31 protein-coding genes and 1 riboswitch are annotated in these 25832 nt (G+C 38.1%); of the genes, 13 read left to right on the top strand and 18 right to left on the bottom strand.

From position 1 onward, the window contains the following. Positions 1-11: 11 nt before the first annotated feature. The 5 genes from deoB to ACIQ1H_RS12520 all read right to left on the bottom strand — a co-directional run bounded on the left by deoB (position 12) and on the right by ACIQ1H_RS12520 (position 4091). Positions 12-1193, bottom strand: a complete 1182-nt coding sequence (gene deoB / locus ACIQ1H_RS12540) for a phosphopentomutase (protein ID WP_402889152.1) — start codon at positions 1191-1193, stop codon at positions 12-14. A gap of 132 nt (positions 1194-1325) precedes the next feature. Beyond that, positions 1326-2228 carry a site-specific tyrosine recombinase XerD gene (xerD, locus tag ACIQ1H_RS12535; protein ID WP_402889150.1) on the bottom strand — a complete coding sequence of 301 codons (903 nt, stop codon included), beginning with the start codon at positions 2226-2228 and terminating at the stop codon, positions 1326-1328. A 175-nt stretch (positions 2229-2403) separates the two neighbouring features. Continuing rightward, the gene (fur, locus tag ACIQ1H_RS12530; protein ID WP_069510924.1) at positions 2404-2868 is read right to left on the bottom strand and encodes a ferric iron uptake transcriptional regulator; all 465 of its coding nucleotides are present in this window, start codon (positions 2866-2868) and stop codon (positions 2404-2406) included. 99 nt (positions 2869-2967) lie between these two features. After that, complete coding sequence (locus ACIQ1H_RS12525) at positions 2968-3480, bottom strand: hypothetical protein (RefSeq protein ID WP_228134421.1); 513 nt, start codon at positions 3478-3480, stop codon at positions 2968-2970. A 65-nt stretch (positions 3481-3545) separates the two neighbouring features. After that, the gene (locus ACIQ1H_RS12520) at positions 3546-4091 is read right to left on the bottom strand and encodes an NUDIX domain-containing protein (RefSeq protein WP_173478257.1); all 546 of its coding nucleotides are present in this window, start codon (positions 4089-4091) and stop codon (positions 3546-3548) included. A 77-nt stretch (positions 4092-4168) separates the two neighbouring features. Between ACIQ1H_RS12520 and ACIQ1H_RS12515 the strand changes: the two genes are divergently transcribed. Both ACIQ1H_RS12515 and ACIQ1H_RS12510 read left to right on the top strand, forming a co-directional pair. Continuing rightward, on the top strand, positions 4169-5068 hold the full coding sequence (locus tag ACIQ1H_RS12515; protein ID WP_402889147.1) for an aldo/keto reductase: 900 nt from the start codon (positions 4169-4171) through the stop codon (positions 5066-5068). After that, positions 5065-5529 (top strand): VanZ family protein, encoded by a 465-nt coding sequence (locus tag ACIQ1H_RS12510; RefSeq protein ID WP_402889145.1) that lies wholly within the window; start codon positions 5065-5067, stop codon positions 5527-5529. Before ACIQ1H_RS12515 ends, ACIQ1H_RS12510 begins: the two co-directional genes overlap by 4 nt. 184 nt (positions 5530-5713) lie before the next feature. Here the strand turns inward: ACIQ1H_RS12510 and ACIQ1H_RS12505 are convergent, their stop codons facing one another. Further along, positions 5714-5980, bottom strand: a complete 267-nt coding sequence (locus ACIQ1H_RS12505; RefSeq protein ID WP_402889143.1) for a YqkE family protein — start codon at positions 5978-5980, stop codon at positions 5714-5716. Positions 5981-6002: 22 nt separating this feature from the next. Next, positions 6003-7187: an acetyl-CoA C-acetyltransferase gene (locus tag ACIQ1H_RS12500; protein WP_173478253.1), complete on the bottom strand. Its 1185-nt coding sequence runs from the start codon at positions 7185-7187 to the stop codon at positions 6003-6005. Between the two features lie 251 nt (positions 7188-7438). Here ACIQ1H_RS12500 and ACIQ1H_RS12495 point away from each other — a divergent pair, with 251 nt between their 5' ends. Then, complete coding sequence (locus ACIQ1H_RS12495; RefSeq protein ID WP_402889141.1) at positions 7439-8410, top strand: alpha/beta hydrolase; 972 nt, start codon at positions 7439-7441, stop codon at positions 8408-8410. Positions 8411-8478: 68 nt separating this feature from the next. Here ACIQ1H_RS12495 and ACIQ1H_RS12490 read toward each other — a convergent pair whose 3' ends face one another. After that, positions 8479-8949 carry an S-ribosylhomocysteine lyase gene (locus ACIQ1H_RS12490; RefSeq protein WP_402889139.1) on the bottom strand — a complete coding sequence of 157 codons (471 nt, stop codon included), beginning with the start codon at positions 8947-8949 and terminating at the stop codon, positions 8479-8481. Between the two features lie 294 nt (positions 8950-9243). Beyond that, positions 9244-9390, top strand: a riboswitch (cyclic di-AMP (ydaO/yuaA leader). 234 nt (positions 9391-9624) lie between these two features. Between ACIQ1H_RS12490 and ACIQ1H_RS12485 the strand changes: the two genes are divergently transcribed. Both ACIQ1H_RS12485 and ACIQ1H_RS12480 read left to right on the top strand, forming a co-directional pair. After that, positions 9625-10893: an MFS transporter gene (locus ACIQ1H_RS12485; protein ID WP_402889137.1), complete on the top strand. Its 1269-nt coding sequence runs from the start codon at positions 9625-9627 to the stop codon at positions 10891-10893. Positions 10894-10907: 14 nt separating this feature from the next. After that, the gene (locus tag ACIQ1H_RS12480) at positions 10908-12080 is read left to right on the top strand and encodes a M20 metallopeptidase family protein (RefSeq protein WP_402889135.1); all 1173 of its coding nucleotides are present in this window, start codon (positions 10908-10910) and stop codon (positions 12078-12080) included. A 68-nt stretch (positions 12081-12148) separates the two neighbouring features. On the opposite strand, the gene ACIQ1H_RS12475 is transcribed toward ACIQ1H_RS12480, so the two are convergent. The 5 genes from ACIQ1H_RS12475 to sirA all read right to left on the bottom strand — a co-directional run bounded on the left by ACIQ1H_RS12475 (position 12149) and on the right by sirA (position 14294). Beyond that, positions 12149-12337, bottom strand: coding sequence for a hypothetical protein (locus ACIQ1H_RS12475; protein WP_402889133.1), 189 nt, complete (start codon positions 12335-12337; stop codon positions 12149-12151). Between the two features lie 23 nt (positions 12338-12360). Continuing rightward, a complete protein-coding gene (locus ACIQ1H_RS12470; RefSeq protein ID WP_402889131.1) occupies positions 12361-12873 on the bottom strand; it encodes a cysteine hydrolase family protein in 513 nt (170 codons plus the stop codon). Between the two features lie 75 nt (positions 12874-12948). After that, positions 12949-13389: a PH domain-containing protein gene (locus tag ACIQ1H_RS12465; RefSeq protein WP_402889130.1), complete on the bottom strand. Its 441-nt coding sequence runs from the start codon at positions 13387-13389 to the stop codon at positions 12949-12951. A 160-nt stretch (positions 13390-13549) separates the two neighbouring features. Beyond that, a complete protein-coding gene (locus ACIQ1H_RS12460) occupies positions 13550-13768 on the bottom strand; it encodes a YneF family protein (protein WP_024361518.1) in 219 nt (72 codons plus the stop codon). A gap of 100 nt (positions 13769-13868) precedes the next feature. Then, positions 13869-14294 carry a sporulation inhibitor of replication protein SirA gene (gene sirA, locus ACIQ1H_RS12455; RefSeq protein ID WP_173478238.1) on the bottom strand — a complete coding sequence of 142 codons (426 nt, stop codon included), beginning with the start codon at positions 14292-14294 and terminating at the stop codon, positions 13869-13871. A 230-nt stretch (positions 14295-14524) separates the two neighbouring features. On the opposite strand from sirA, the gene ACIQ1H_RS12450 reads away from it, so the two are divergent. The 6 genes from ACIQ1H_RS12450 (at position 14525) to ACIQ1H_RS12425 (ending at position 19131) form a co-directional block, all read left to right on the top strand. Next, on the top strand, positions 14525-14878 hold the full coding sequence (locus tag ACIQ1H_RS12450) for a lmo0954 family membrane protein (RefSeq protein WP_173478237.1): 354 nt from the start codon (positions 14525-14527) through the stop codon (positions 14876-14878). A 16-nt stretch (positions 14879-14894) separates the two neighbouring features. Beyond that, entirely contained in the window at positions 14895-15533 is a 639-nt protein-coding gene (locus ACIQ1H_RS12445; protein ID WP_402889128.1) for a PspA/IM30 family protein, read from the top strand. 98 nt (positions 15534-15631) lie between these two features. Beyond that, positions 15632-16759, top strand: coding sequence for an alpha/beta fold hydrolase (locus ACIQ1H_RS12440; RefSeq protein ID WP_402889126.1), 1128 nt, complete (start codon positions 15632-15634; stop codon positions 16757-16759). Positions 16760-16809: 50 nt separating this feature from the next. Beyond that, on the top strand, positions 16810-17490 hold the full coding sequence (gene liaF / locus ACIQ1H_RS12435) for a cell wall-active antibiotics response protein LiaF (protein WP_402889124.1): 681 nt from the start codon (positions 16810-16812) through the stop codon (positions 17488-17490). Further along, complete coding sequence (locus tag ACIQ1H_RS12430) at positions 17487-18524, top strand: sensor histidine kinase (protein WP_402889122.1); 1038 nt, start codon at positions 17487-17489, stop codon at positions 18522-18524. The genes liaF and ACIQ1H_RS12430 overlap by 4 nt, the downstream gene beginning before the upstream one ends. Further along, a complete protein-coding gene (locus ACIQ1H_RS12425) occupies positions 18499-19131 on the top strand; it encodes a response regulator transcription factor (RefSeq protein WP_402889120.1) in 633 nt (210 codons plus the stop codon). The genes ACIQ1H_RS12430 and ACIQ1H_RS12425 overlap by 26 nt, the downstream gene beginning before the upstream one ends. Before the next feature lie 116 nt (positions 19132-19247). On the opposite strand, the gene ACIQ1H_RS12420 is transcribed toward ACIQ1H_RS12425, so the two are convergent. Next, positions 19248-20015, bottom strand: coding sequence for a sulfite exporter TauE/SafE family protein (locus ACIQ1H_RS12420; protein ID WP_402889118.1), 768 nt, complete (start codon positions 20013-20015; stop codon positions 19248-19250). Between the two features lie 99 nt (positions 20016-20114). Between ACIQ1H_RS12420 and ACIQ1H_RS12415 the strand changes: the two genes are divergently transcribed. After that, entirely contained in the window at positions 20115-20996 is an 882-nt protein-coding gene (locus tag ACIQ1H_RS12415) for a LysR family transcriptional regulator (protein WP_402889117.1), read from the top strand. Positions 20997-21538: 542 nt separating this feature from the next. Here ACIQ1H_RS12415 and tkt read toward each other — a convergent pair. Both tkt and ACIQ1H_RS12405 read right to left on the bottom strand, forming a co-directional pair. Further along, positions 21539-23533: a transketolase gene (gene tkt, locus ACIQ1H_RS12410; protein WP_402889115.1), complete on the bottom strand. Its 1995-nt coding sequence runs from the start codon at positions 23531-23533 to the stop codon at positions 21539-21541. A 218-nt stretch (positions 23534-23751) separates the two neighbouring features. Next, positions 23752-23985 (bottom strand): DUF896 domain-containing protein, encoded by a 234-nt coding sequence (locus tag ACIQ1H_RS12405; RefSeq protein ID WP_173478226.1) that lies wholly within the window; start codon positions 23983-23985, stop codon positions 23752-23754. A 184-nt stretch (positions 23986-24169) separates the two neighbouring features. Between ACIQ1H_RS12405 and ACIQ1H_RS12400 the strand changes: the two genes are divergently transcribed. Next, on the top strand, positions 24170-24697 hold the full coding sequence (locus ACIQ1H_RS12400; RefSeq protein WP_402889113.1) for a GNAT family N-acetyltransferase: 528 nt from the start codon (positions 24170-24172) through the stop codon (positions 24695-24697). A gap of 61 nt (positions 24698-24758) precedes the next feature. Here the strand turns inward: ACIQ1H_RS12400 and ACIQ1H_RS12395 are convergent, their stop codons facing one another. Both ACIQ1H_RS12395 and yneA read right to left on the bottom strand, forming a co-directional pair. Continuing rightward, the gene (locus tag ACIQ1H_RS12395) at positions 24759-25424 is read right to left on the bottom strand and encodes a YneB family resolvase-like protein (protein ID WP_402889111.1); all 666 of its coding nucleotides are present in this window, start codon (positions 25422-25424) and stop codon (positions 24759-24761) included. Beyond that, complete coding sequence (gene yneA / locus ACIQ1H_RS12390; RefSeq protein ID WP_173478223.1) at positions 25421-25735, bottom strand: cell division suppressor protein YneA; 315 nt, start codon at positions 25733-25735, stop codon at positions 25421-25423. The genes ACIQ1H_RS12395 and yneA overlap by 4 nt, the downstream gene beginning before the upstream one ends. Between the last annotated feature and the right edge of the window lie 97 nt (positions 25736-25832).

The following is a 25832-nucleotide window of genomic DNA, read 5'->3' as shown; positions in this document are numbered from 1 at the left end:
AAAATTCCTCCTTATTTTAAATCGTTTAAGAAACTTTTACCGAATGGTGGTGCTTCTACATTGAAGTTTTCAGCGACAGTTGCGGCAATATCTGCAAAAGTCTCACGTAGAGCTAGCTCGCTACCACCTTTAAAACGTGGTGAATAGATAATTAATGGTACATATTCACGTGTATGATCTGTGCCAGGGAATGTCGGATCATTTCCGTGGTCAGCCGTAATCATCAGTAAATCATCTTCTTTCATTGCCTCTAAAATTTCAGGAAGGCGTGCATCAAATTCTTGTAATGCATTACCATAGCCAAGTGGATCACGGCGATGGCCAAAGTTTGCATCGAAATCTACTAAATTTAAGAAGCTAATCCCGTGGAAATCACGATGTGCAACTTTTGCAAATTGATCCATACCGTCCATATTATTTTTTGTGCGTACTGCATCCGTAACACCTTCACCATTGAAAATATCAGAAATTTTACCGATTGCAATGACGTCTAACCCTGCATCCTTTAATGCATTCATCGTTGTGCGACCAAATGGCTTTAACGCATAATCATGACGATTTGGCGTACGTGTAAAGTTGCCTGGTGTACCGATAAATGGTCGAGCAATTACGCGTCCTACTAAGTACTCTGGCTGCAATGTTAACTCACGTGCAATTTCGCAAATTTTATATAGCTCTTCAAGTGGAATGATTTCTTCATGTGCTGCAATTTGTAATACAGGGTCAGCAGATGTATAGACAATGATTGCCCCTGTGTCCATATGTTCCTGTCCAAAGTCATCAATCACTTGCGTGCCACTTGCTGGCTTATTACATAGAACTTTTCGTCCTGTACGTTGCTCAAGCTCCGCAATCAGTTCAGCAGGGAATCCTTCAGGATACACTTTAAATGGTTTATCAATGTTAAGACCCATAATCTCCCAGTGCCCTGTCATTGTGTCTTTCCCAACAGATGCTTCCTGCATTTTCCCGTAGTATGCTTTTGGTGCATCTACTGCTTGCATGCCTTGAAGTGGCTCAATATTCGCTAAGCCAAACGATTCCATGTTGGGCATTGTAAGCCCATTCATTTTTTCAGCGATGTGGCCTAATGTATGTGCGCCTACATCTCCGAATTGAGCTGCGTCTGGTGCCTCACCAATCCCAACTGAATCCATTACAACGACATGGATTTTTTTAAATGGTTTATTCATAATTGTTGCCTCCTAATCTCACGACTCCATTTTACCAAAAACAAGCTAAAGGATAAAGGTCAGACATCCGACTAAGGTAAATATTTATTCTTTTATACAGGGTAGAGACTCTATCCATCACTTATTTTTGCGTTAAGCACGTGGATGGTACTGCTTATATACTTCCGATAGTCTCGTTTTACTAATGTGTGTATAAATTTGGGTTGTAGAAATATCTGCATGACCTAACATCTCTTGTACTGCACGTAAATCTGCCCCATTTTCCACTAAATGGGTAGCAAAGGAATGTCGTAAAGTATGTGGTGTTAGTTCATGCTGGATGCCTGCCTTTAATGCGTGCTCCTTCATTAATTTCCAACAACCTTGTCTAGTTAAACGTTTTCCACGTTGATTTATAAAAAATGCATCTGTTTTTGGATATTTCCCTTGTAATGTTCCTCTTGCGCCATCTAAATAAACACTTAAAGCAGAAAGAGCGCTTTTTCCTAGTGGAATGATACGTTCCTTGCCGCCCTTTCCAAACACACGCACAAAGCCCATTGTCAAATGAATATCAGCTAAATCAAGTGCAATTAGCTCACTAATACGCATACCAGAGCCATATAACAGCTCTAGCATCGCCACATCACGAATACCCTGCGGCTTACTGCGGTTCGGTGCTGCCAGTAAAGCTTCAATTTCTTCAATGGAAAGAATGTTCGGAAGTTTTTGTTCAATCGTTGGCATTTCTAAATGGACTGTAGGATCAGACTCTGTTCGCTTTTCTCGAAGTAAAAATTGGTGAAAACTACGAATGGACGAAATATGGCGTGCAATTGTACGGCTTGTCTTTCCTTGCATGCGTAGTTGCTCTAAATGGCGTAATATAGTTGTCCGTTCTACTTTGCGAAAATCGGACATTCCTTCAGCTTCTTGTAAAAAATGAACATAGTTTTCTAAATCTCGGCGATAGGATGCTAATGTATTAACGGATAATTGCCGCTCTACCTGGATAAAATGGATATAATCCTCTATTGCATATTGAAATTCATTCATCACAACGCCCCCTAACTGTCAATTATTCTCTATTTTAGCACGCCTATAAAAAAAGTGCGAAAGGGCTCACTTCAATCGAATTGACTAGTTTAATAGAAAGTTACAGCAAACAAACTAAAAAACAAAAAACTGCCTAATGCAATCTATACATAAGATTTCATCAGACAGTTCCTCGTTATTGTTCTTCATTCGTTTCGTCGTTTTTATCATGACAACGCCAGCAAATACCGTGGAAAGTTAGTCGGTGATCTTTTATAATAAAGTTCCAACGTTTCTCAACAACGGCTTCCACATCTTCAAGTAAGTCCTCTTGAATTTCATCTACAGCACCGCACTCGATACAAACTAGATGATGGTGGAAATGTGCAGCTCCTTCTTGGCGCAAATCATAGCGTGATACGCCATCACCAAAGTTGATTTTGTCGACGATTTTAAGCTCTGTTAGTAATTCTAATGTTCTATAAACAGTAGCCAGACCAATTTCAGGTGCCTTATCTTTTACTAAAAGATAGACATCCTCTGCACTTAGGTGGTCCTCTTCGTGCTCTAGCAAAACAGCAACTGTTGCTTCTCGCTGCGGCGTCAGCTTATAACTAGCACTATGCAACTGTTTTTTTATACGATCAATACGGCTTTCCATGTGACGCCCCCCTAAACTCATTTCATTATACCAAAGGAGTAAATCCTATTACAAGATAGTGATTAGATTTCAAGTACATTTCTGCTTTTAGCTGTTACATTACTTGAGTACATACGATATTACGATAAACTCAGCAACTATTATGATGAAAAAAGCGATAAAATTCAACAAAATTGTCCGTCCATTCATCTTTTTCCCGATTTTTCGCTTCGACCAGGAGGGTACAAGTAAATTACATAATACTAGCAACAATATACAATAGATAAGCTGAAATGGAAACCACCAAATCGTATATAGCCAAAACGCCTCAAGTTTTTGTAGTAAAAATACGGAGCTAAATCCAAAAAAAGTTGCGCGTATTGCGACTGTAACACGTACTAAAACTTTTAAGACACTATGTGTAGCAAGTAACAATACAATGCCGACTGAAGCGGCGACAGGTAGCACTAAACGAAAAATAGATTGCCTGTCCACATCTGCTAAACGAGGTTCTATAAATAAAATAAAAGGCTCTGCGTTCGCCCCTCCAATAATATGAAAGCAGATGACGCCACAAACGAAGCTCACTGCAACAATTGATGCGTGATAAAATAGAGAAACCGTACGAGACATTAGCATGCTCCTTTTCTATCAAGGTTTTTACAGCTTATGCTCGTCCGCTTCTATTATGCTAAACTTTATTTATCTTGTTGCAAAGCAAACCAAAGTACTGCAAACGCTGTCTTGGCGTCATAAATACGGCCATCCGCGACCATCGCTTGTGCCTCTTCCAACGAAACTTCTAGTAATTCGACAAATTCATCTTCATCGAGTTCTGCTCTATTTTCAATCTGATATAAATCGGTCGCAACAAATAGGTGAATCACTTCATCCGCAAAGCCTGGTGAGGTAGCAAATGCTTGTAAATACTCAAATTGATGTGCGCCATAACCAGTCTCTTCTTCAAGCTCTCGACGTGCAGTATGAATCGGTTCTTCCCCTATTTCAAGTTTACCAGCAGGAATTTCTACAATAGAACGCTCAAGCGCTTTACGGTATTGTTCAACCATTACAAGCTTACCTTCGTTGGTGATGACAATGACAGCTACTGCTCCTGGGTGCTTTATAATTTCACGCTTAGCCGACTTGCCATTTGGTAATGTGACATCATCGACCTGTAACTTTACAATTTTCCCATCATAAATGGATGTCGTTTGTGTCGTTTTTTCTTCAAACTTTTTCATTGCCTATAACCTCGCTTGTTCTTCAGATATGTTCATTGTACCATTACAAGTAGAGAAATCGAAGGAGGGGCATTCGTATGAAAAAAAGACAGCTCGGTTCAAGTAATTTATATATTTCAGAAATTAGTTTAGGAGGTATGTCTCTTTCGACAAACAAACAAAAGGCAGCAGCCATCGTTGATATGGCTTTAGATGCTGGTATTAACTATATTGACACTGCCGATTTATATGATTTTGGTGCCAACGAACAAATTATTGGTTCCATTTTGGGCAAACGTCGACAAGATGTAATTGTAGCAACAAAAGTAGGCAATCGTTGGACAGAAGGTGTGGAAGGCTGGCATTGGGATGCCTCCCCTGCTTACATTCAAGAGGCGGTTTATAAAAGCCTAAAAAGACTCGGTACTGATTACATCGATGTCTATCAACTACATGGTGGCACAATAGAGGACGATTGGGATGGCATTATTGATACTTTTGAAAACTTGAAAAAAGAAGGTGTCATTCGTGAATATGGTATTTCCTCTATTCGGCCAAATGTACTTAAACGTTTTTTACCTGCAAGCTCTGCAAAAAGTGTCATGATGCAATATAGTGCGTTAGATCGTCGCCCTGAAGAATGGCTAGATTTTATTGCGGGTGAAGGTGCTTCGGTAGTAACACGCGGTACCGTTGCAAAAGGCTTACTAACAAACACTTGGAAAGAACGCTTGCAAGGCGTTGACGGTTATCAAACCTATACAGCAGATGAATTAACAGCGACATTAACTGACTTAGCAAACCACTATGAGGATTTACATGCATTCGGGCTTGCCTTTAATTTGAAGGAACCTACTATTGCTTCCACTGTAATTGGTGCTAGTTCACAGGAACAACTTGCCCAAACACTGACAGCCTACGAAAAAGTCAATGCCATTACCAACTTTGAAGTAGCCAACACGCTGACAAAAGCGGAACAATACGCAGATTACCGATGAAAAAATGGCTCATTTTATTGCTCCTTTTAGTTATTCTCGCCATTTCCTCTAGCATGAGCTACGAACAACAGTCTATTATTCCTGAGCTAGAGGAGCTGTTGGCCAATAAACCTTTTGAGGCACAACTGTCAGTATTAAAAATTCCATATTGGGATACAGTAGTGTCTGTTGAGGAGCGGGGCTACTTTGAATTTGTAGAATTTCTCATTCGAAAATTTACTCATTTTATAGGTTTTGGCTGTATTGCGCTCGGAATCTACTTTGCATGGGGAAAACGACGTTTTGCTGCGGGTGTCGCCATTGCCCTAACGGCAGTAATCGCAATGCTAGATGAATTCCGCCAAAGCTTTACACCCGGACGCACAATGAACGGGCAAGATGTCCTAGTCGATACAGCTGGCGCAATTGTTTTTATTAGTCTCGTCTTAGCCGTAAAGAAAATACGGATGCTTAAAAAATAAATTTCGCTGGGGCTATCGGCGATTTCAAGCATGCTATCGGCGATTCTCACGGGGGTATCGGCGATTCTCGGCATGCTATCGGCGATGAACAACTGGTTACCGGCGATTCCTGCCATTCTATCGGCGATTAACTAAAAAACAGTGAATCTCCCAAAAGAGATTCACTGTTTCTACAAAACTAAGACTAAAATTTAGAGCCTTTATCACCGTATTCGTTTAATAATTCTTCAAACGATTTGTTTTTCTCACGTTGCTTGCGCTCAAAGGCTAGCTGTGCTTGACGCTCTTCCTCTGCTGCCTGTTCTTTTGCAGATAATTCTTGTTTTGCAGCTTTTAACTTCGCTAACACATCGCCACCTAGCTGATCGGCTAATGTAACAGCTTCTTGCTTTGGTAAACTAGCTGTGTGACGATCATCTACATGCTGTTGTTGTTTTCGTTTTTTTCCCATTGCTTTCACCTTCTTACTAACATTAAGGGCGTTGAACAATTGTTGCTACTCCTTGTCCACCACCGATACATAGTGTAGCAAGGCCTGTTTTTACATCACGCTTCTCCATCTCATGAAGAAGTGTAACTAAAATGCGCGCCCCACTTGCACCAATTGGGTGACCAAGAGCAATCGCTCCCCCGTTTACATTTAGTTTATCATGATTGAATGCTAGTTCGCGATCTACAGCAATTGATTGTGCTGCAAATGCTTCATTCGCTTCAATTAAATCTACATCTTCTAAAGATACATTTGCCTTTGCTAATGCTTTTTTCACCGCTGTTACTGGACCAGTACCCATAATGGACGGATCGACGCCGGAGCTCGCATTTGCTGAAATTTGGGCCATTGGCTTAAGCCCTAGCTCTAATGCCTTTGCTTTTGACATCACTACAACTGCTGCTGCACCATCGTTAATGCCGGAAGCATTAGCTGCCGTTACTGAGCCGTCCTTTTTAAATGCAGGACGTAGCTTTGATAAAGATTCTGCTGTCACGCCTGCACGCGGAAATTCATCTCGATCAAATATAACAGCGTCGCCTTTTCGTTGTGGAATTTCTACAGCAACGATTTCATCATTAAATTTACCAGCCGCAATAGCCGCTTCTGCACGTTGCTGAGAACGTGCTGCAAAAGTATCTTGCTCCTCACGTGTAATTTCATACGCATCACATAAATTTTCCGCAGTAATGCCCATATGATAATCATTAAATGCACACCATAAACCATCATGAATCATCGTATCAACGACTTTTTGATCGCCCATGCGGAAGCCTTCACGTGCATTTTTCAGTACATACGGCGCTTGGCTCATATTTTCAAATCCACCAGCTACAATGATATCAGCATCCCCTGCTACAATTGCTTGTGCTGCTAAATGTACTGCTTTTAAGCCTGAGCCACATACTTTATTAATTGTTAAAGCAGGCACTGTATTTGGTAATCCTGCTGCAATCGATGCTTGACGAGCCGGATTTTGTCCAAGGCCAGCCGATAAAACATTCCCCATAATAACTTCATCGACTTGTTCACCTGCTACGCCAGCGCGCGCTAATGCTTCTTTAATAACGATACTTCCAAGAGTTGTTGCTGGCACATCCTTTAATGTTCCTTGGAATGAACCGATTGCAGTACGCACGGCACTAACAATCACTACCTCGTTTGTCATAATCATTCTCCCCTTTTCCCCGTTCAAAAATCAACACTGCATGCATATGCTACTAGCAGATAACTATATTTTAACAAATGTTTTGACGATTTTCGATAACAGAAATAATCGCAGTATTTCACAAGTTGTTGTAAAATGTTGTCGTGTTTTAAACAAACGGAGTTGGGAACATTACTATTAAGAAACGTGCATTTCCCTTTTAAGGACAAATGCCTAGACATACAAAGAAAGAAGTCGTGGAGGTATTGAAGATGAAAAAGAAAATGCTTTTATTTTCAGGTATTACAACGACGCTCGCCGCTGCTGCAACAGGGTTGTTCGGCTTTGCGCTTTCCAATAAATTAATGTACATTCAACAAAAAGACCCTGAATTTATTCGTGAACGTGAAACAACTGCCAAACGTTTTGACGAAGCTTGGTACAATAAAAATTTTAAATGCGAATTGAATATTGACTCTCCCAATGGCTACTCCATTCGCGGTATTATGTTCCAACCTCTGCAAACCAATAATACAATGATTATTTGCCATGGCGTTACAGAAAATAAAATCAACTCGGTCAAATACGCACGTCTTTTTGAACGACTAGGATACAACTCCGTAATTTTTGACCATCGAAGACATGGGGACTCGGGCGGTAAAACAACAAGCTATGGCTACTATGAAAAAAATGACTTAGATGCTGTTGTAAAAACCGTCAAAGCGATGATTGGTGATAATGCTATCCTTGGTATTCATGGCGAATCAATGGGTGCGGCAACAATGCTGTTGTATGCGGGAACAGTTGAAGATGGGGCAGATTTTTATATTGCTGATTGTGCCTTTTCAGATTTTTCCATGCTACTTAAACAAATTGCCAAGACAGAATTTAAATATGGTTCAATAATCCCAATTCGTTTCGCCGATTTCTTCATACGACTACGTGATGGGTATTCATTCAAAAGTGTAACGCCTTCTGAAGCTGTATCACACATCGAAAAGCCCGTTCTCTTTATCCATAGTATTCCAGATACATTTATTCCAGCCTCCATGTCACTCGATTTATATAATAAGAAGACTGGACCGAAAAAGTTAAAGCTTTTTGACAAAGGTGCACACGCTCAGTCCTTTAATGAAAATATGGCTGACTACGAAGATCTAATACATGACTTTTTAGAAAGTTTTATTTATCAAAAAATTAATTACGATTCTTCCTCTTCCAATGTCATCCCTTTTCATCGTTAAATGAAAAACCTTGCAAAGCAAAATGTCCATCTACATAACGGACATTTTACAATTTGCAAGGTTTTTTATTATTCTGCAAAAACGATATGCCATTCATCACGTTTTGCTAAAAATTCTTGTGCAAGCGCTTTTGCGCCTTCAAGGCTATGACTTGCTGCCCAGCCACATTGCACTTCATTACATGCTGGTACAGCAGTTGCATTCGTCACATCTGTAAATGTTTTTTCTAAAATCGTTAGTAAGTCATCATAATCATTATGATTAATTAACGATACATAAAAGCCTGTTTGACAACCCATTGGACTGAAATCGACAATATGGTCGGAATAATTACGAATAAGATCTGCCGATAAATGCTCTAAAGAATGGAGTGCCGGCATTTCCATATGTTCCTTGTTAGGTTGTTTGAAGCGAATATCGTATTTATAGACTTCATCGCCGCTTTTCCCTACTTTTACACCCGCTAATCGAACATAAGGTGCTTTTACCTTCGTATGGTCTAAATCAAAACTTTCCACATTTGTTTTTTCGCGTTCCATTGCTAACAGCTCCTTTTCTTACAATACTAACTATTATAACTAGTTTTCTATGAAATGTGTAAATTTTTAAAATAGAATGATAATTAGGTTGAAGCCTTACACAAATTTTATAAATTATAACAATCTAAATCTTCTTCCTTTTGAAAAAATATTTTCTTTCTTTTATTTATCGTTTATCTAATACCCTATTGATAAAAGGTTTTATTAAGTAAAAAAATTTTTCTTCTAATTTGTCAAAAAAATTTTCTGTATTTACTAACTTTTCTTGTAATAGTAGTATCATAGCAGTTTCAACTTTCTAGATCGCTGAAACCAATGGATGCGGGGGAACCAAATTTTTTGGATGAACATTCAATCCAAGGGGTGAATCCTTGTTAAGGTAGGGCTACTCAAAGGCCCGAATCCGTCAGCTAACCTCGTAAGCGTTAAATGAGAAGGAAGATGGAGCTTGTACATTTGAAAATGATGTATCTACAGGTCTTAGGGCTTTAAAATACTTATGATCAATACAACCTCCAAAACTCCCCATCATTACTTTTTAATGAATTAGAAAGCGTGATGAAACAATCGTCGGTATCGCCATTTATTATGTTAGAGATAATTGAAAACGGATTCAACGTCACTAATCTACTAGCGGAATGCCCCGATTACTAAGTAAAAACGGAGGAAACCAATATGACTACTCAACAAGAGAAAAAAGGCATCTTTTATGGTTGGTGGATTGTAGTGGCATGTGTCATGATTATGACATTTTTATATGCACCAATTATTAATTTAGTGTCACTTTATACTGTCCCAGTAACGGAAGAATTGGGCATTGGACGAACTGAATTTATGACGTATTATACGATTATGGCTTTAGTATCAATGGTTTTTTGCCCGATTGCTGGAAAAGTAATGAGGAAAATGGACATTCGTCTTTATTTGACGATATTTACGACGCTTGGCACCATTTCCTATGTAGGATTTTCATTTGCGACGACTGCGATGCACTTTTACTTATTCGCAGTGCTAATGGGGGCTTCTTTGGCTGGAGCTGCACTTATTCCTGCACCAGTATTAATTACAAATTGGTTTAACGAAAAGCGTGGATTATGTTTAGGGATTGCACTAGCTGGGAGTGGGCTTGGCGGTGTCATTCTTAGCCCTATTTTAAACTGGCTTATTACAGATTACGGTTGGAGAAGTGCTTACCTCATTACGGGTATTTCAATGTTTGTGTTAATCATACCTATGGCCTTGTTTGTTATTCGACTTAAGCCTGCAGATAAAGGGCTCGTTCCACTAGGTGAAATAAAAAATATTGCGACACCTTCACAATCAGTAGAAGGGCTTTCACAAAGAGAAGCACTTAGATCTGTATCATTTTGGGCACTTTGTGCGGCAATTGTTGTCGGTGGTGTTGTCGTCAATGGGATGATCATTAACCTTGCACCTTATTTAAAGGATATTGGTGGCACACCTCAACATGCTGCATTATTACTCTCTTTAGGTTCAGCAATGGTAATTATCGGAAAGTTATTAGTCGGTCGCTTATATGATAAGTTGGGTACTATTACGACATTACTTATTATTTGTGGCTCTGGTTTAGTAAGCTTTTTATTTTTAATGAGAGGCGACCTATTAATACCTGGTATCCTGTATACGATATTTACTGGATTTGGGGCGACGGCCGTTACAGTTACACCTGCTTACTTAACTTCATCACTATTTGGGGAAAAAGAATATAGCGCGAAATTCGGGATTGTGTCATTATTCTCCTCATTAGGCGCTGCACTGACACCAATAGTTTCTGGAGCCATTTATAATATTAATCATTCCTATGGATTACTGTTAAATGTCTTAATTGTACTTTCAATCGTTTTATTTGCATTGTTTGTCATTGCCATTAAAACAAAACCTAAAGTTAATACGACTTCAGATATAGAATATTCATTAGACTAGAGAGGTGTATTCATATGACGAAACATGAAACATTACTAATGGCGGAACATTTTCAAGAAGAATTCATTCAGCATCGTAGACATCTACATCAACATCCAGAGATTGGATTCGATCTACCAAATACAGTCGCTTACGTTGAAAAAACATTACTTTCTATGGGCCTAACACCTCAAAAAGTAGGGCAAGCGGGGCTTGTTGTGACGATTGGTAATGGCAACGGGAAAACAATTTTACTAAGAGGCGATATGGACGCATTACCGATGGAGGAAAACACGGATTTACCGTTTAAATCAACAAATGGATTAGCGCATACTTGCGGCCATGACATCCATACGACGTTCATGCTCGGCGCTGCAAAGCTTCTAAAAGAGAAAGAAAAAGATATCAAAGGTACTGTCAAAATAATGTTCCAGCCCGCCGAGGAAATTGGTCTTGGTGCAAAAGATATGATAGAAAATGGCTTACTCGAACATCCAAAAGTCGATGCTGCCCTTGCCCTCCATGTCACGCCAGATTTAGAAGTAGGGAAATTTGGCTACAAACCAGGCATCGCCGCTTCATCATTAGATGGCTTCTTTCTAAAAGTGCAAGGTAAAGGTGGACACAGCTCTGAGCCGCAAAATGCCATTGATCCATTAATGATTGTCAATGCGATTTACAATCAAATGAATACACTAGTTAGCAAGGAAATCGATCCTAAAGAAAGAGCTGTCCTCGTTATTGGTAAAATGGGTGGCGGCACAGTAGCCAATATTATTCCAGATACAGCACAGTTAGAGGCTACATTACGCTCTTTCAAACCAGAAGTTAGGGATCATCTATTTAATCGAGTTCAACAAATTATAGATGCGACAGTGAAAATGATGCGTGGAACATATGAATTAAAGACTATCTCTACGCCATCACTTTATAATAATGAAGCACTGTGCGAACAAATCGTACCTTTTGTACAAGAAATTGTTGGCGAAAATCATTTACAAGTGGACGCTGAACCATTAGCTGGCACAGAAGATTTCTCTTACATTAGCCAGCAAGTGCCAACAATGTTTATGTGGGCAGGCTCCAATGGGTTAGGTGACAACAACTACCCATTACACAACCCTAATATTATTTTAGACGAAGGTGTTATTCCATTAGGGGTAGCGGTCGTTGTGCATAGTGCTATTAGCTGGTTAAATCAGGCTTAGTCTTTCTAATGTTCAAAAGGTAGAAGAACTTGTATAAACCGAGTTCTTCTACCTTCCTTTTCTTGTTGCTATCTATATTCCATAGAATGGGCAGATACGTTTAGGAGCACTGTCACAATCAAGCTAATTGTCAGTAGTATCGTCATAGACTTCCAATGGATTTGATAATCATTCTTTTTCATCAATAGCAATTGATTGATAAAATGTAGGAAAGTAACAATGAGTAACACTACAACAAACTGAAAGAAAAAATTCATCGTTGTCACCATCCCCTTTGCATTTACGATTCATCTTCTATCATTTTCAAAAATCTGTTGTTCCAAATATTTTCATAAAAATCAATCGTCTTACTTGCCGACATAAATGGATTATTTACAGTAGAAGTCGCTTTACGTACCATAAAGTTTTCGTATCCCAAGCCATGTGCAAATTTAATCGTAGCATCCATACAATATTCTGTTTGGGCACCACAAAATTCAATACGTTGTATAGCTAACTCGTCTAAAATCATTTTTAAGTTCGTTTTGTAAAAAGAATTGGCGTGTTCTTTTCTTACAAAATAATCTTGTTCTTGCACATTTAGATTTTCATGAATAGCCCATAGTTCCTCTTCAGGTACTAATTCTTCATCACAATGTTGAACAAAAATAATTGGTTTATGTAATGCTCGATATAAAGCAATGCGATCATTTACTTTCGTCAGTAAATTTTGCAATTCAAATAAATGCTCGTTACTGTAACAAACCCCATTTTGTAAATCGATGACGATTAAAACATCTGCACTAGTCTTCATCACTCTTCCCTCTTTCATTTACGAATGTTTTCATATATATAGTATCCATCAAGCAAAAGACTTTAGTGTACACTGTTACTCAAAGTTTTGTATTTGCAAATTAGGACAGCGTTTTTTCAACTCCTCTATAAATGCTAATTTGTCCTCTGGTAAAATCTTGATACTTCCAAAGGATGTAGATTCCAAACATAATTCGATGGCTTTATCATATATCGTACTTTTATAGCCAGTGGTATTTTCTGTTGTTGGTGAAACTTTCGTTATATGTTGATAAGGAATACGACGTTTAAATAGTCCACCTTTAATTAATAAATACTCTTTATAGAAAACATATTGTATCGACGTGCCATACCACCATACAAATGCTGCAGCAATAATAAAAATCACGACAATAATCAATAAAACGGGGAAAGGTAATTCTTTATATAAAGAAAGCAGCGGGATTGTACCCATTATTGAAACGACTAAAAAGATGAGTATTAACAAAAACATGTCTACTTTTGCACGGAAAACCATGTGCCCATCCCCTTTCTACTATACTTACATTATAATCAACATTCCATGGAATTGTAATTATTTTCAAAAATGTGCTGTACATAAGAATGTACCGATTCATTCAAACAACAACGAAAAAAGCAACCAGTTTACTAAACCAGTTGCTCCTTAAAAATTCCAATTATTTCTGGAATTTGTTCATTTGAGTCATCATTTGGCGTACTTGCTTTTCAGACGGCGTACGACCCATTTGTGCCATCATCATTCGAATCATTTGTTCGTTAATTGGTGGGTTTTCTTTTAAATATTTCATCATAGCTTGACGTGCAAAGTAGAAACCAAGTGCTGCACCAGCTGCTAATGCGATAATTACAATAATAATCCAGCCCCATGTAGGCATACAACCAACCTCCTCCACTACAATATACCGAGAAAAAAACTCTCCACGCTCCATTATACACCAAATACTAGCGTGTTACTATATATTATAGTGAAAAATCCTAGTGCATTGTATACTTCATCGGCTTTAACCAACCACACTCATTATCTTGTTTATTAAAGGCAATAAAACGCTCACTCATTTTTGCTAGCATTTGAAATAAATCCAAATCAAGCATTCGTGAGCCTTCACAATAGACACAGATTTTACGATCTACTAAATAAATCGCCATCTTCCCTTTTATCGGATGCTCTAAAAATAAAGCATTCCGCGCTCGTTCTAAATGAGCATATTTAGAATCTAGCTGTGCTTCTAGCATTGCAGCAATTTCATCGAAGCGGACAGTTTCACATATATACGCGAGTTCTTTTAAGGATTTCTCATTGGCATCTTCACAGCCCTGCATCATTTCTAATAACTTACGCTCTCTGCCGAAAATAAACGTTAAATGCTCTTCTTTTATTTTATATATGGAATAGGTTCTCACCAGAAATCCCCCTTCGCTCAGTTTCTTTAACGTAAGTATAGCGGATTGGAACATGTTAATTTGTCAAACGAAGGAGGTAACCATCTTCTATTTTTGTCGAAAAGCTTCTAGTTTCAGCTTATAAAAAAATGGCTCAGCCTCAAGACCTAGATGAAAATCCATTTCCAGTCCGTTTTAGATGATCTTTCAAACAGGTAACATAAAGGTACAAACGAAAGGAGCTAAAACATATGAAAAAATTTCTTTTACTAACTGGAGGTATTATTGCAGCATGTGTTGCACTTGCCTTAATCGGCCCAATTACAGGCTTATTATTTTCAGGTGTACTCGTTGCACTAGGCATGCATTTCTACATTGGCAGTAAATCGACATTTGCAAAAATCATTTGGTTTACTGTTGGATTAATTGGTGTGCTTTCAGCTGTTTCTAATATTCCAGCAATGATTGGTCTTGCAGCAATCGCCATTATTTATGTTATCTATAAAAAATGGAATGGGGAAGACGTTAAAATCCCAACAGTGGAAGCGAAAGAAGAAGACCCGTTTACTAACTTCGAAAAAGAATGGTCAAATTTAACAAAATAAAAGGAGCGATTTACTAATGAACTTATTTCAACGTTTTAGATACACAATTGAGGCTGATTTACATCAAGTATTTGATAAAAAGGAACAAAAAAATCCTATCGCTATGTTAAATCAATATATTCGCGAGGCAGAGAAGCAAACAGAGCAAACAGGCAAATTATTAGAACGTCAAGGTAAGCTAAAAGAAAAAATGGAACTTGAGCTTAAACAAAATGCCGAATTACTAGCTAAACGTGAAGCGCAACTGCAATTAGCATTAGGTAGTGGCGAACAAGACTTAATCGATTTCGCATCTGACGAAGTAGCAGCTTATACAACTCGCAATCATACGTTGCAGGCGAGCATTGAGGCGAGCACGCAAGAATACTTTGAGTTAGAGCGTAAATTTGAAACAATGAAGCATAAAATTAAAGATATGAAAGTTCGTCAATTACAGCTAATGGGGAAAGAAAATGTTACGCGTGCGCACCATCAAATGGACGGTATGCTTGCCAACAACAATAAAGCTAATTTCGAGGATTTAGAATCTTATATCGATAAGCTTGCTTACCGTATCGACAAAGATCATGAGGTAACAACTTTTGAGGCACGCCTTGCCGCACTAGAAAAAAATTCAACAGAAGCTACTTCACCCCTACTCATTGAAAAGAAATAACATGTTATAATGAAAAGAAATAAGGGATGCCTCAATTATTGAAGCATCCCATTTCTTTGAGCATAGGGGGAATAAAAAGAGATAAAGGATAATGATTCATGAAAAAGAATAAAAAAAGGAAACGGTTTAATCTATTGATTACTATATGTATTTTTACTTTTCTTATACTTCTATTTATAACCTTCCTATTATGTAGTTATCGTTTTATCGCACAACAACACATTAAACAAAAAAGTAGTGAACTAATAGATAATGGCGGGATTAGTGAGCTAAAAGAAGTAAATGTAAATGGAGACAGACAGTTTCTATTAGTTGAAGGGAAAGATAAGAATAAACCATTTTGTTTATTTTTACATGGTGGTCCTGGCTCTCCTTTCCCATATGGCGTCAGCGCTCGAACATTGTATTCGGAAATAACCGATAACTGTGTGGCTGTGTATTATGATCAAAGAGGTTCAGGTAAAAGTTATAACAAGGAATTATCTATTTCTACAATGAACCTTCGTCAATTCACAGATGATGCAAATGTTATCGTTGATTATATTAGAGAAACTTATCATCAAGAAAAAATATTTATCATTGGTCAATCATTTGGTACAGTAATTGGAACTCAATTAGTTGCTCACTATCCTGAAAAAATTTACGCCTATATGGGTATCTCTCAATTAACGAATAGTAGTAAGGGGCAAGAACTTGGTTATCATTGGTTAAAAAGTGAAGCTATTGCGAATGATGATAAAAAAACACTGCAAGTATTAGAGACTTTAGGAAAAGGACCGTATTTTGCAGACGAGGAAGATCAATTTAGCGATCTTATCAATCAATATAAAGGCATGAATTATGATGATGATACAATCAAAAAAGTGAATGTCATTAATTTAATAAAAGGGGCGTTTACTTCCCCTGATTACTCACTACATGATTTATATAAAGCATTTATTTCAGGTCCACAATTTAGTTTAGTAAAAAGCACTGAACTAAAGAAAGAAATTTTAGAGACGAACTTTTTTGAGTCTACCAAACGTATTGATGTCCCTGTATATTTTATTCAAGGTAAATACGATAAACAGACTAATTATGAATTGGCACAACAATATTATGAATTTATAGATGCACCAAATGGTAAACAGTTTATTACATTAGAACATTCTGCTCATTATCCGAATGCCCTCGATGCTAATATAATACCGAATGCCATTAAAACGATGGTAGAAGCACATGACTAGAATTCTAATATTTCTCGGAATTTAATTTAGTAGAAAGAAGGGTGACCCTCTTGCAAAACTTTACAACAAATAAACTTACATTTTGGGTACTATGCTTCTTTTTACTCGTTTTTGTAGAGCTCACAATTTTCAATAATGGTGGTGCTTTTTGTTTAATCATTGGGGCTATTTTGCTCTATTTAAGCTTTTCGAAAAACATCCGATTTTTAAAATGGACTGGGATTTTCTTTATCGCCATCTCCCTCTTTACGATGTGGAGTTTGCGCCTATTTATCGTTATCTTGCTCTTATACATGCTCTATCAATACTTACAACGAGAAAATGAACCGAAAATCGTTACTTTAGAATTCGAAAAGCTACCAGCCAGCAAAAATGAACTATTTGGTACAATACCTGCACCTGTAGATGCCTATAAATGGCAAGATGTGCAAATTCAACGTCTTGCTGGTGACATTACGATTGATACAACCCAAACGATTTTACCTGCTGGCCCGAGTCTAGTTACCATTCGACAAGGAATTGGCAAAGTACAAATTTATGTTCCTTATGAAATTCCGTTTCGATTACACTACACGACGTTATTTGGAGATTTTACATGTCTCCAAGGTAGTCCACAGCGGCTCATGAATGAAAGTATTGTGTTCTCAGATGGCAACCCTGAAGATGCAAAGCGTACCCTCGTTATTCATGTTGCTACATGGCTAGGAGATTTGGAGGTGCTACGTAAATGATTGCATTTCTTTCGCGAGTTTTTACTTTATTTTTTATATTAATTGGGGCAGCATTCGGCCTTCTCTTTGCTGTCTGGGGCGAACCAAATGAAGAAGTGTGGCAGCCTTTATGGCAACAAAACTATGATAATATCCCGTTAGGTGGCGTTATTTTAATAAGTCTATTTGCACTTAGTTTTATCATTTCATGCTGGATTAGTATGACAGCTCGAGCGCGCGAAGCACAAGCTACCCGCTTTGTGAAGGAGTTAGTCGAGCCTGATTTTGTACTTCCTAAAAAACAGGCACTACCGAAGCCACTAAAAAAAGCACTTGTGCAAACGAGCGAGCTAATTGATACACAACGAAAAAGCTTACAGCGTCTTTCCAATGAACGCGCTGAAGCGAACGATAAAGTGATCCAAGAGCGTATTATTGCCGAACGACAACGTCTTGCACGTGAACTGCACGACTCCGTTTCACAGCAATTATTTGCCGCTTCGATGTTACTTTCTGCCTTAACAGAAAGCGATGAAAATGCTAAAAGCTTAAAGCAAGTAGAAAAAGTTGTACAGCAGGCACAGCTTGAAATGCGCGCATTATTATTACATTTACGCCCTGTTGCCTTACACAATAAAACTCTTGCCCAAGGCTTAGAGGAATTAATTATTGAGCTTCAACAAAAAGTTTATTTTCATATTGAATATGAGCTAGAAGAAATATCTTTATCAAAGGCAGAAGAAGATCACTTATTCCGCATTGCGCAGGAAGCTTTATCAAATACGTTGCGCCACTCAAAGGCAACTGAGGTTGAATTATTGCTTGTTGCACGAGATGATTTGGCGATTTTACGGATACAAGATAATGGCCTCGGCTTTGATGTGGAAGCAGACAAATCGACTTCCTATGGACTACAAAATATCGCCGAGCGAGCAGTTGAAATTGGCTGTACGTATAAAATTGTTTCTGTACCTGAAGAAGGTACGATTGTAGAGGTAAAAGTTCCCCTACAGAAGGAGGTTGTTGAAGTTGATACAAGTACTAATAGTGGATGACCATGAGATGGTCCGAATTGGCGTATCTGCCTACTTGTCAGCACAGCCTGATATTACGGTTGTTGGCGAAGCGGAAAATGGTGTAGAGGCTGTAGAACGAGCCCTTGCCCTTCGCCCCGATATTATTTTAATGGACAATGTCATGCCTGTCATGACAGGCGCCGAAGCAACTGCCAAAATATTAGAATCATGGCCAGAAGCAAAAATCATGATGGTCACAAGCTTTTTAGATGATGATAAAGTTTATCCAGCTTTGGAGGCTGGTGCAATTAGCTATATTTTAAAAACATCCAACGCTAAGCAAATTGCTGACGCCATCCGTAAAACCATCGGCGGCCAGACGGTATTAGAGCCAGAAGTTACTTCTAAAATGATGCACCGTATGCGCTACGGTTCAAGCACACCGCTTTATGAGCAATTAACAGACCGAGAAATGGAAGTTCTTCTATTAATGGCAAAGGGCAAAGCAAATCAAGAAATCGCCGATGACTTATACATCGCATTAAAAACGGTGAAAACCCATGTCAGCAATATTTTAGCCAAATTAGATGTTCAAGATCGTACACAAGCCGTCGTCTACGCCTTCCAAAATGGTTTGGCAAAATAACTGTAGGTGCTGTTTTTGTGGCGATTTAAGTGCTTATAGTGGCGATTCATCAGGTTCTATCGGCAATTAAAGGATAACTGAACATTTGATTCAGTTATCCTTTTTTTACATATAATTTAGAACAATAAATCCCGCACAACTTGTGCAATCAACAAAAGAAAGATAGCAGGCAGTGTAATTTGAAGCCATTTCACCTTAATATATTGCACCATTCTCATTCCTACATGAGAGCCCAAAATCGAACCAGCCGTAACTGGAATCGCAATCCCCCAATCGACAATGCCAAAAAGATAATAAAATACAAAAGCGCTCATACAACTGGAAAACATCACGAAACGCGTTAATTCAACTGCCTTTACATAGCTATGTTGCCTCTTAATAAAATACATAATATTCATTAATGCTGAGCCTGGACCAAAACCACCATCATACATACTAATAAAAAATGGCGTGATGGATGATGGCTTTTTTTCCTGATTGCCTTCTGTAACCATCCCTAGCTTTTTATTATTTTTTAGCACAATAAAAAAGGAAAAAGTAAGAATAATACAAGCCATAATATTCATTATTTGTTCGGACAATCGTGTTGCTAAAAATGCACCAGTAACTCCCCCAAAACATGCCATCAACATAAATGGCAACATCTCTTTGAGAGAAATGTCTTTTTTAAATAATAGTGTCAGGACATTTGTAAATGAAGAAATCCCTGTTGCGAACTTATTCACTGCCACCGTAGCATGAATTGGTACACCAACTAATAACATTGCTGGGAGTAAGACAAAGCCCGCTGCCCCAAACATAACACCAATCATCGCGGCAATTATTCCGATAGAAAATAACATCAATCCATTTACTGAAAACCATTCATTTAAGAAAATTACCATTTCGCTCACCTCTCTTTCTAAATTACTGCTATAATTTACATAAAACAAATATATATTTTTTTCCTAATCATAAAAAAAATTTATAATATGGTGATAACAATGAATTTACATGCACTAAGAATTTTCACAAAAGTTGCAGATTTAGGGAGCATAACGGCTGCAGCAAATGAATTACGGTTAAGCCAACCTGCTGTGACAATCCAAATTCGTAATTTAGAAAAAGAGTTGGGTTTGCAACTAACGAAAAGTAAAGGACGAGGAATTCAATTAACAGAAGAAGGGCGCTTTGTTTATGAACAAGGACAACGCTTGTTCCACTTAGAAGCCGAAATTGAGGATAAGCTGAAAGCATTTGTCGCAAAAGAAGAAAAAATTCATATTGCGACTTCTTACATTCCGATTAATTATGTCCTACCTGAATATATCGCAAATTACAAATTAATGTATCCTGGTGTAGAATTTTACGTATCACTAGGAAATGTAAAATCAGTGGAAGATAAAATTCGAAATTACGAAGCAGACTTCGGATTTGTTGTACAAAGTAATATAGGACACGAAGATCTTTATTTTGAAAAATTAATGGAAATCGAATTTGCATTTATTGCCCATCCATCACATCCATTAGCTAATCAAAGTGTCTCGTTAAGTGCATTATCCAAGGAAGAATTAATTTATCGCGAAAAAGGAAGTTCGACACGCGATTTATTAGAGGCTGTTTTTTATGCTCAAAATTGTCCATTGCCTAAGATTGGCTTACAAATGCAAGGGCTATTTGAATCTTTAAAGGCTGTAGAAGCTGGCTATGGTATTGTCCTCGCCCCACTTCTTAGCGTAACAAACAGCATAGAAACGAGGAAATTGGCCCCTATCTTTATAAAAAATGTAGAGATTAAGCAAAGTTTATTTATTTGTACTAGAAAAAGCGAATTGACAAACCCTAAATTTGTAAGTTATTTACAAGAACATTTTATATCGCAATAACAATAGATGCTATTCCGATACATTTTAAAGTCAAACAAAAAGTACACCACTATATACGTGGTGTACTTTTTGTTTACTTGTGCTTTCACTTTTATCACTGTCTTTAAATAATATTTTCATACTTGATGCAGTATTTACTGCAACTTATGCTGTATCTTATGCGAGCAATTGGTATGGAAGCTTTTATACTGGTCTTCAGTATAAAAGAATAATTAAATAAAATTCCGTAGCTTTTGCTACCCTCAGACTGTTGCTCTTTTCACTTTTTCAAAGACACTAAATATATTTTTTGACGAATTGAATATAGGTCATCAAGAACACTCTTTCAGTTAAGCGGCTTGCTATGTACATGTAGCAAGCTTTTTTATATTCATTGCTGCAAAAATTAGCACCTCCCGCAACGGAAATCAACAATGGTAGTCGACTATATCAATATTTTAAATAAAAAAAGGACTGTAGACAATCTCGAAAATTTCCGAGTTTGTCTACAGTCTGGCCGCAGTGCTCCCTTAGAGCATTGCGTTTTTTTATGAAAGCTAATCTTATAGCGCTTTTACTTTCGCTACAACATTTTCTACTGTGAAACCGTATTTTTCCATTACTAATTCACCTGGTGCAGAAGCGCCGAACTTGTCGATAGCAAGAACGTCTCCTTCGAAGCCAGTGTATTTATGCCAACCGAATGATGCACCCATTTCGATTGCAAGACGTTTAGTGACAGCTTTCGGAAGAACGGATTCTTTATATGCTGCATCTTGTTTTTCGAAGCGATCCATTGATGGCATTGACACAACTGCTACATCCATACCATCAGCTTTTAATGCTTTTTGTGCTTCGATAGCAAGTGAAACTTCAGAACCTGTTGCAATAATAATTGCATCTGCTACTTCTTTAGAAGCAGGTGATACTGTGTAAGCACCTTTTGTAACACCTTCACGAACTGTTTCGATTGACGCGTCAAGCACTGGTAAGTTTTGACGAGATAATACTAACACAGTTGGTGTGTTTTCAGAAGATACAGCAAGCTCCCATGCAACTGCAGATTCATTCGCATCTGCTGGGCGAACAACAGAAAGATTTGGCATTGCACGTAATGAAGCTAAATGTTCGATTGGTTCATGCGTCGGTCCATCTTCCCCTACAGCAATTGAGTCATGTGTGAATACATATGTTACAGGAAGACCCATTAATGCAGAAAGACGTACAGCAGGACGAACGTAATCTGAGAATACAAAGAATGTTCCGCCAAAGACGTTTAGACCACCGTGAAGTGCCATACCGTTCATTGCTGCGCCCATTGCAAATTCACGCACACCGAACCAAATATTGCGACCAGCATAATCGTCTGCTGAGAAATCGCCTGCGCCCTTCATCGTTGTTTTGTTTGAGCCTGCAAGGTCTGCTGAACCACCGAAGAATGATGGTGTTTTCTTTGCAATCGCATTAATTGCATCACCTGAAGATGAACGTGTTGCTACAGATTTACCTGCTTCATATACTGGTAATTCTGCTGCAAAATCTTCTGGTAGCTTACCATTCATTGCATTTTCGAATTGAGCTGCTAATTCAGGGAATTCCGCTTTGTATGCTTCAAATTTCGTATTCCAAGCTGCTTCTGATTGTGCCCCTTGCACTTCAGCGGCTGCATTGAACGTATCGTATACTTCAGCAGGGATTTGGAATGGCTCATGTGCCCATTCGTATGCTGCTTTTGTTAATACAACTTCATCTGTACCTAGTGGCGCGCCGTGAGAATCAGATTTACCTGATTTGTTCGGTGAACCGAAACCGATAACTGTTTTCACTTCAATCAGTGTTGGTTTGCCAGTAGATTTTTTCGCTTCCTCGATTGCTTTGTTCACAGCATCTACATCTGTACCGTCAGCAACCTTTAAATAGTTCCAGCCATATGACTCAAAGCGTTTTTGTACGTTTTCAGAGAATGATTTTTCTAAATCACCATCTAATGAAATATCGTTTGAATCGTATAAGACGATTAATTTTTCAAGTTTTAAGTGACCAGCTAATGAAATGGCTTCAGCTGCAACACCTTCCATTAAGTCACCATCGCCACAAAGTGCAAATGTATAGTGATCGACAATATCATGTCCTTGTTTATTATAAGTAGCTGCTAAATGACGCTCTGCCATTGCCATACCAACTGACATGGCAATACCTTGTCCAAGAGGACCTGTAGTTGCCTCTACTCCAACAGTATGACCGTATTCTGGATGTCCTGGAGTTAATGAATCCCATTGACGGAAGTTTTGAATTTCTTCCATTGGAAGGCCGTAACCTCCAAGGTGAAGTAGGCTATATAAAAGCATAGAGCCGTGACCTGCTGAAAGTACGAAACGATCGCGGTTATACCACTTTGGATTAGCCGGATTGTGGCGAAGTTGTTTTGTCCAAAGCGTGTAAGCCATTGGCGCTGCCCCCATCGGTAAGCCTGGGTGACCTGAATTTGCTTTTTCAATTGCATCAATTGACAATGTTCGGATAGCATTAATCGCTAGTTGATCCGCATGTTGAGTCATTATGTTGTGACATCCTTTCTCGTCCTATATATTGTTCTACTACAGTTTAGTCAACATTGTCTTAGAAAACAATGCTTTTGTTATACTATTTAAGATTTATGTCATACTTTATCATCATTCTGTAACTTGCAATTAAAAATGTAAGAACGAACAACGAATATTATCTAGCTATAACAATAGAAAATTCACTTTTCTAGCGCTCGGTTAAATGTGACATATTAATTTAAGAATTTATTTTTTTTCGCTTGTTTCACCTTTTCAGGTGTAACGTCATTACCTTCTTCATCAACAATTTTAACATTTTCAATCGTATCACGCATTGACGCTCTAAATGTATCTAAATATTCTTTGCGAAGAGAAGTGCGCTCTTTCGCCTCTTCCTCAGTTAAATTGCCTGCTTTCGCTTTTGCTGCTAATTCATTAATTCGGTTAATTTTTTCTTTTGATAACATTGTTACACACCTTTCAATACCTTTATTACTTCAGTATGCAAAGTATAGCATGGTTTCCCTTAAAATGCAGTTATACCAACCCTTAAAAACACTTCTTAGCCATAATTTACATGAATTCCAGATGTTAGTCGTGTATAACTAATTATACAAGGAAAAAAATATACAATTTACTGGAGGAAATAAGGTGAACATTACAACTAAGCGATTACATATCCGCAAATTTGAAGCACATGATTTGCAAGCGGTTTATAGCTATATGTCCGATAAAACGGTAATGCACTACATGCCTGAAGGTGTTCTCTCTGAAGAGCAGGTACAAAAATTTATAACTGATAATAGCGGTGAGCAAGCACAGCATTTTGCTATTGTTTTGCATGATCAGTCACAAGTCATTGGGCATCTAGTTTTCCATCCCTACTTTGGCGAGCATACATATGAAATTGGATGGGTGTTGAATCCTGCATATTATCGTCAAGGCTACGCTTCAGAAGCAGCGCACGCCCTATTGGATTACGGGTTTACCACAATGAAGCTTCATAGAATTATTGCAACTTGCCAGCCCGAAAATATTGCCTCCTACCGTGTGATGGAGAAAATCGGTATGCGCCGTGAAGGATACTTTAAAAAATGTATTCCATATGGTGACGATTGGTGGGATGAATACTATTACGCTATTTTACAAGAAGAATGGCTAGCTTTAATGGAAAATTAATTCATACTATCTATCATATTCAGGAGCGTTTTTACCCATAAAAAAAGATTAGCAGTGCAAATTAATCGCCCGCTAACCTTTCTTGATATTCTTGATATCGCCTATGTACGGTTGCTTTACTTACATCGAAGCCAAGACCTCTAAGTGTCGTAGCAATTTCCTCATAAGTAAAGCCCCGATTGCGAAGCTTCACAATTTCTTCTATTGGCACTTCCTTACGCTCCTGACCATTCGGATTGCCGCGATTGGAAAGGTTGTTTTCAGGACGATAGCCATTTTCTACTGCACGGCGCATGCCACGACGAATTTTCGCATTATGGATTTTACGTTGATATTCCTCAACAATCGCTAAAATTTCGAGTAACATCGTATCCATCTCATTTAATTGTACTGGCCCTGCATCACGCATGGAAAAAACATCTGTTTCCGTTTTTTGCAATAAATGAAGTACAGCCATTCGTGCATTACCACGCCCTAAACGTGTTTCATCCTGCACAAATAATGCATCTATTTCTTTTTCTTTAATAAAATCGAGCATTTCAAGCAATCCTTCGCGCTCAACATCATACCCACTATGCTTATCCAAAAAAACATTTTTCACATCGTAGCTTTGTTCTTTAGCATACCGCAGTAATTCCTCTTGTTGTCGCTCCAATGAAGAACTTTGTGTCTCTTTTTCGGTACTCACACGGCAGTAAATAACTGCCGTTTTTTGTTTATTCATCATCTTTCACTTCTCGCAATTTCAATTGAATTGGTGGGTATCTTATTGTCACCCACTACTGGTATAACGAGTGATTTTCCTGCAACTATTTTCACGCTATGTAATTCGTTCTCGGCTTTCACAAGTTTTATCCAGTCATCCGTACCCATTTTACCACGGTATTGCTCTGCTAACGACCATAAGCTATCGCCATGTTCGATATTAATTTCAGTGTAAGTAATGTCTCCAGGATCAGTTATCACAAGATAACCTGCAAATAGTAAAAATGCGCCTAATAAAATTGAAATATGTGTATTTTTTTTAAACCAATTCATTCATCATAACCCCTTTTTAGAATGTTTGTTCGGAATGTATGTTCTTATGATAAAGCGAACAGACGTTTTTGTCAAACACTTTTCGAACCTATGTTTG

The sequence above is a fragment of the Lysinibacillus sp. NPDC097279 genome (assembly GCF_044761745.1).
Classification (GTDB): Bacteria; Bacillota; Bacilli; order Bacillales_A; family Planococcaceae; genus Lysinibacillus.
Note: the sequence above shows the minus strand (reverse complement) of the source record. Positions and strands in the feature narration are given on the sequence as shown.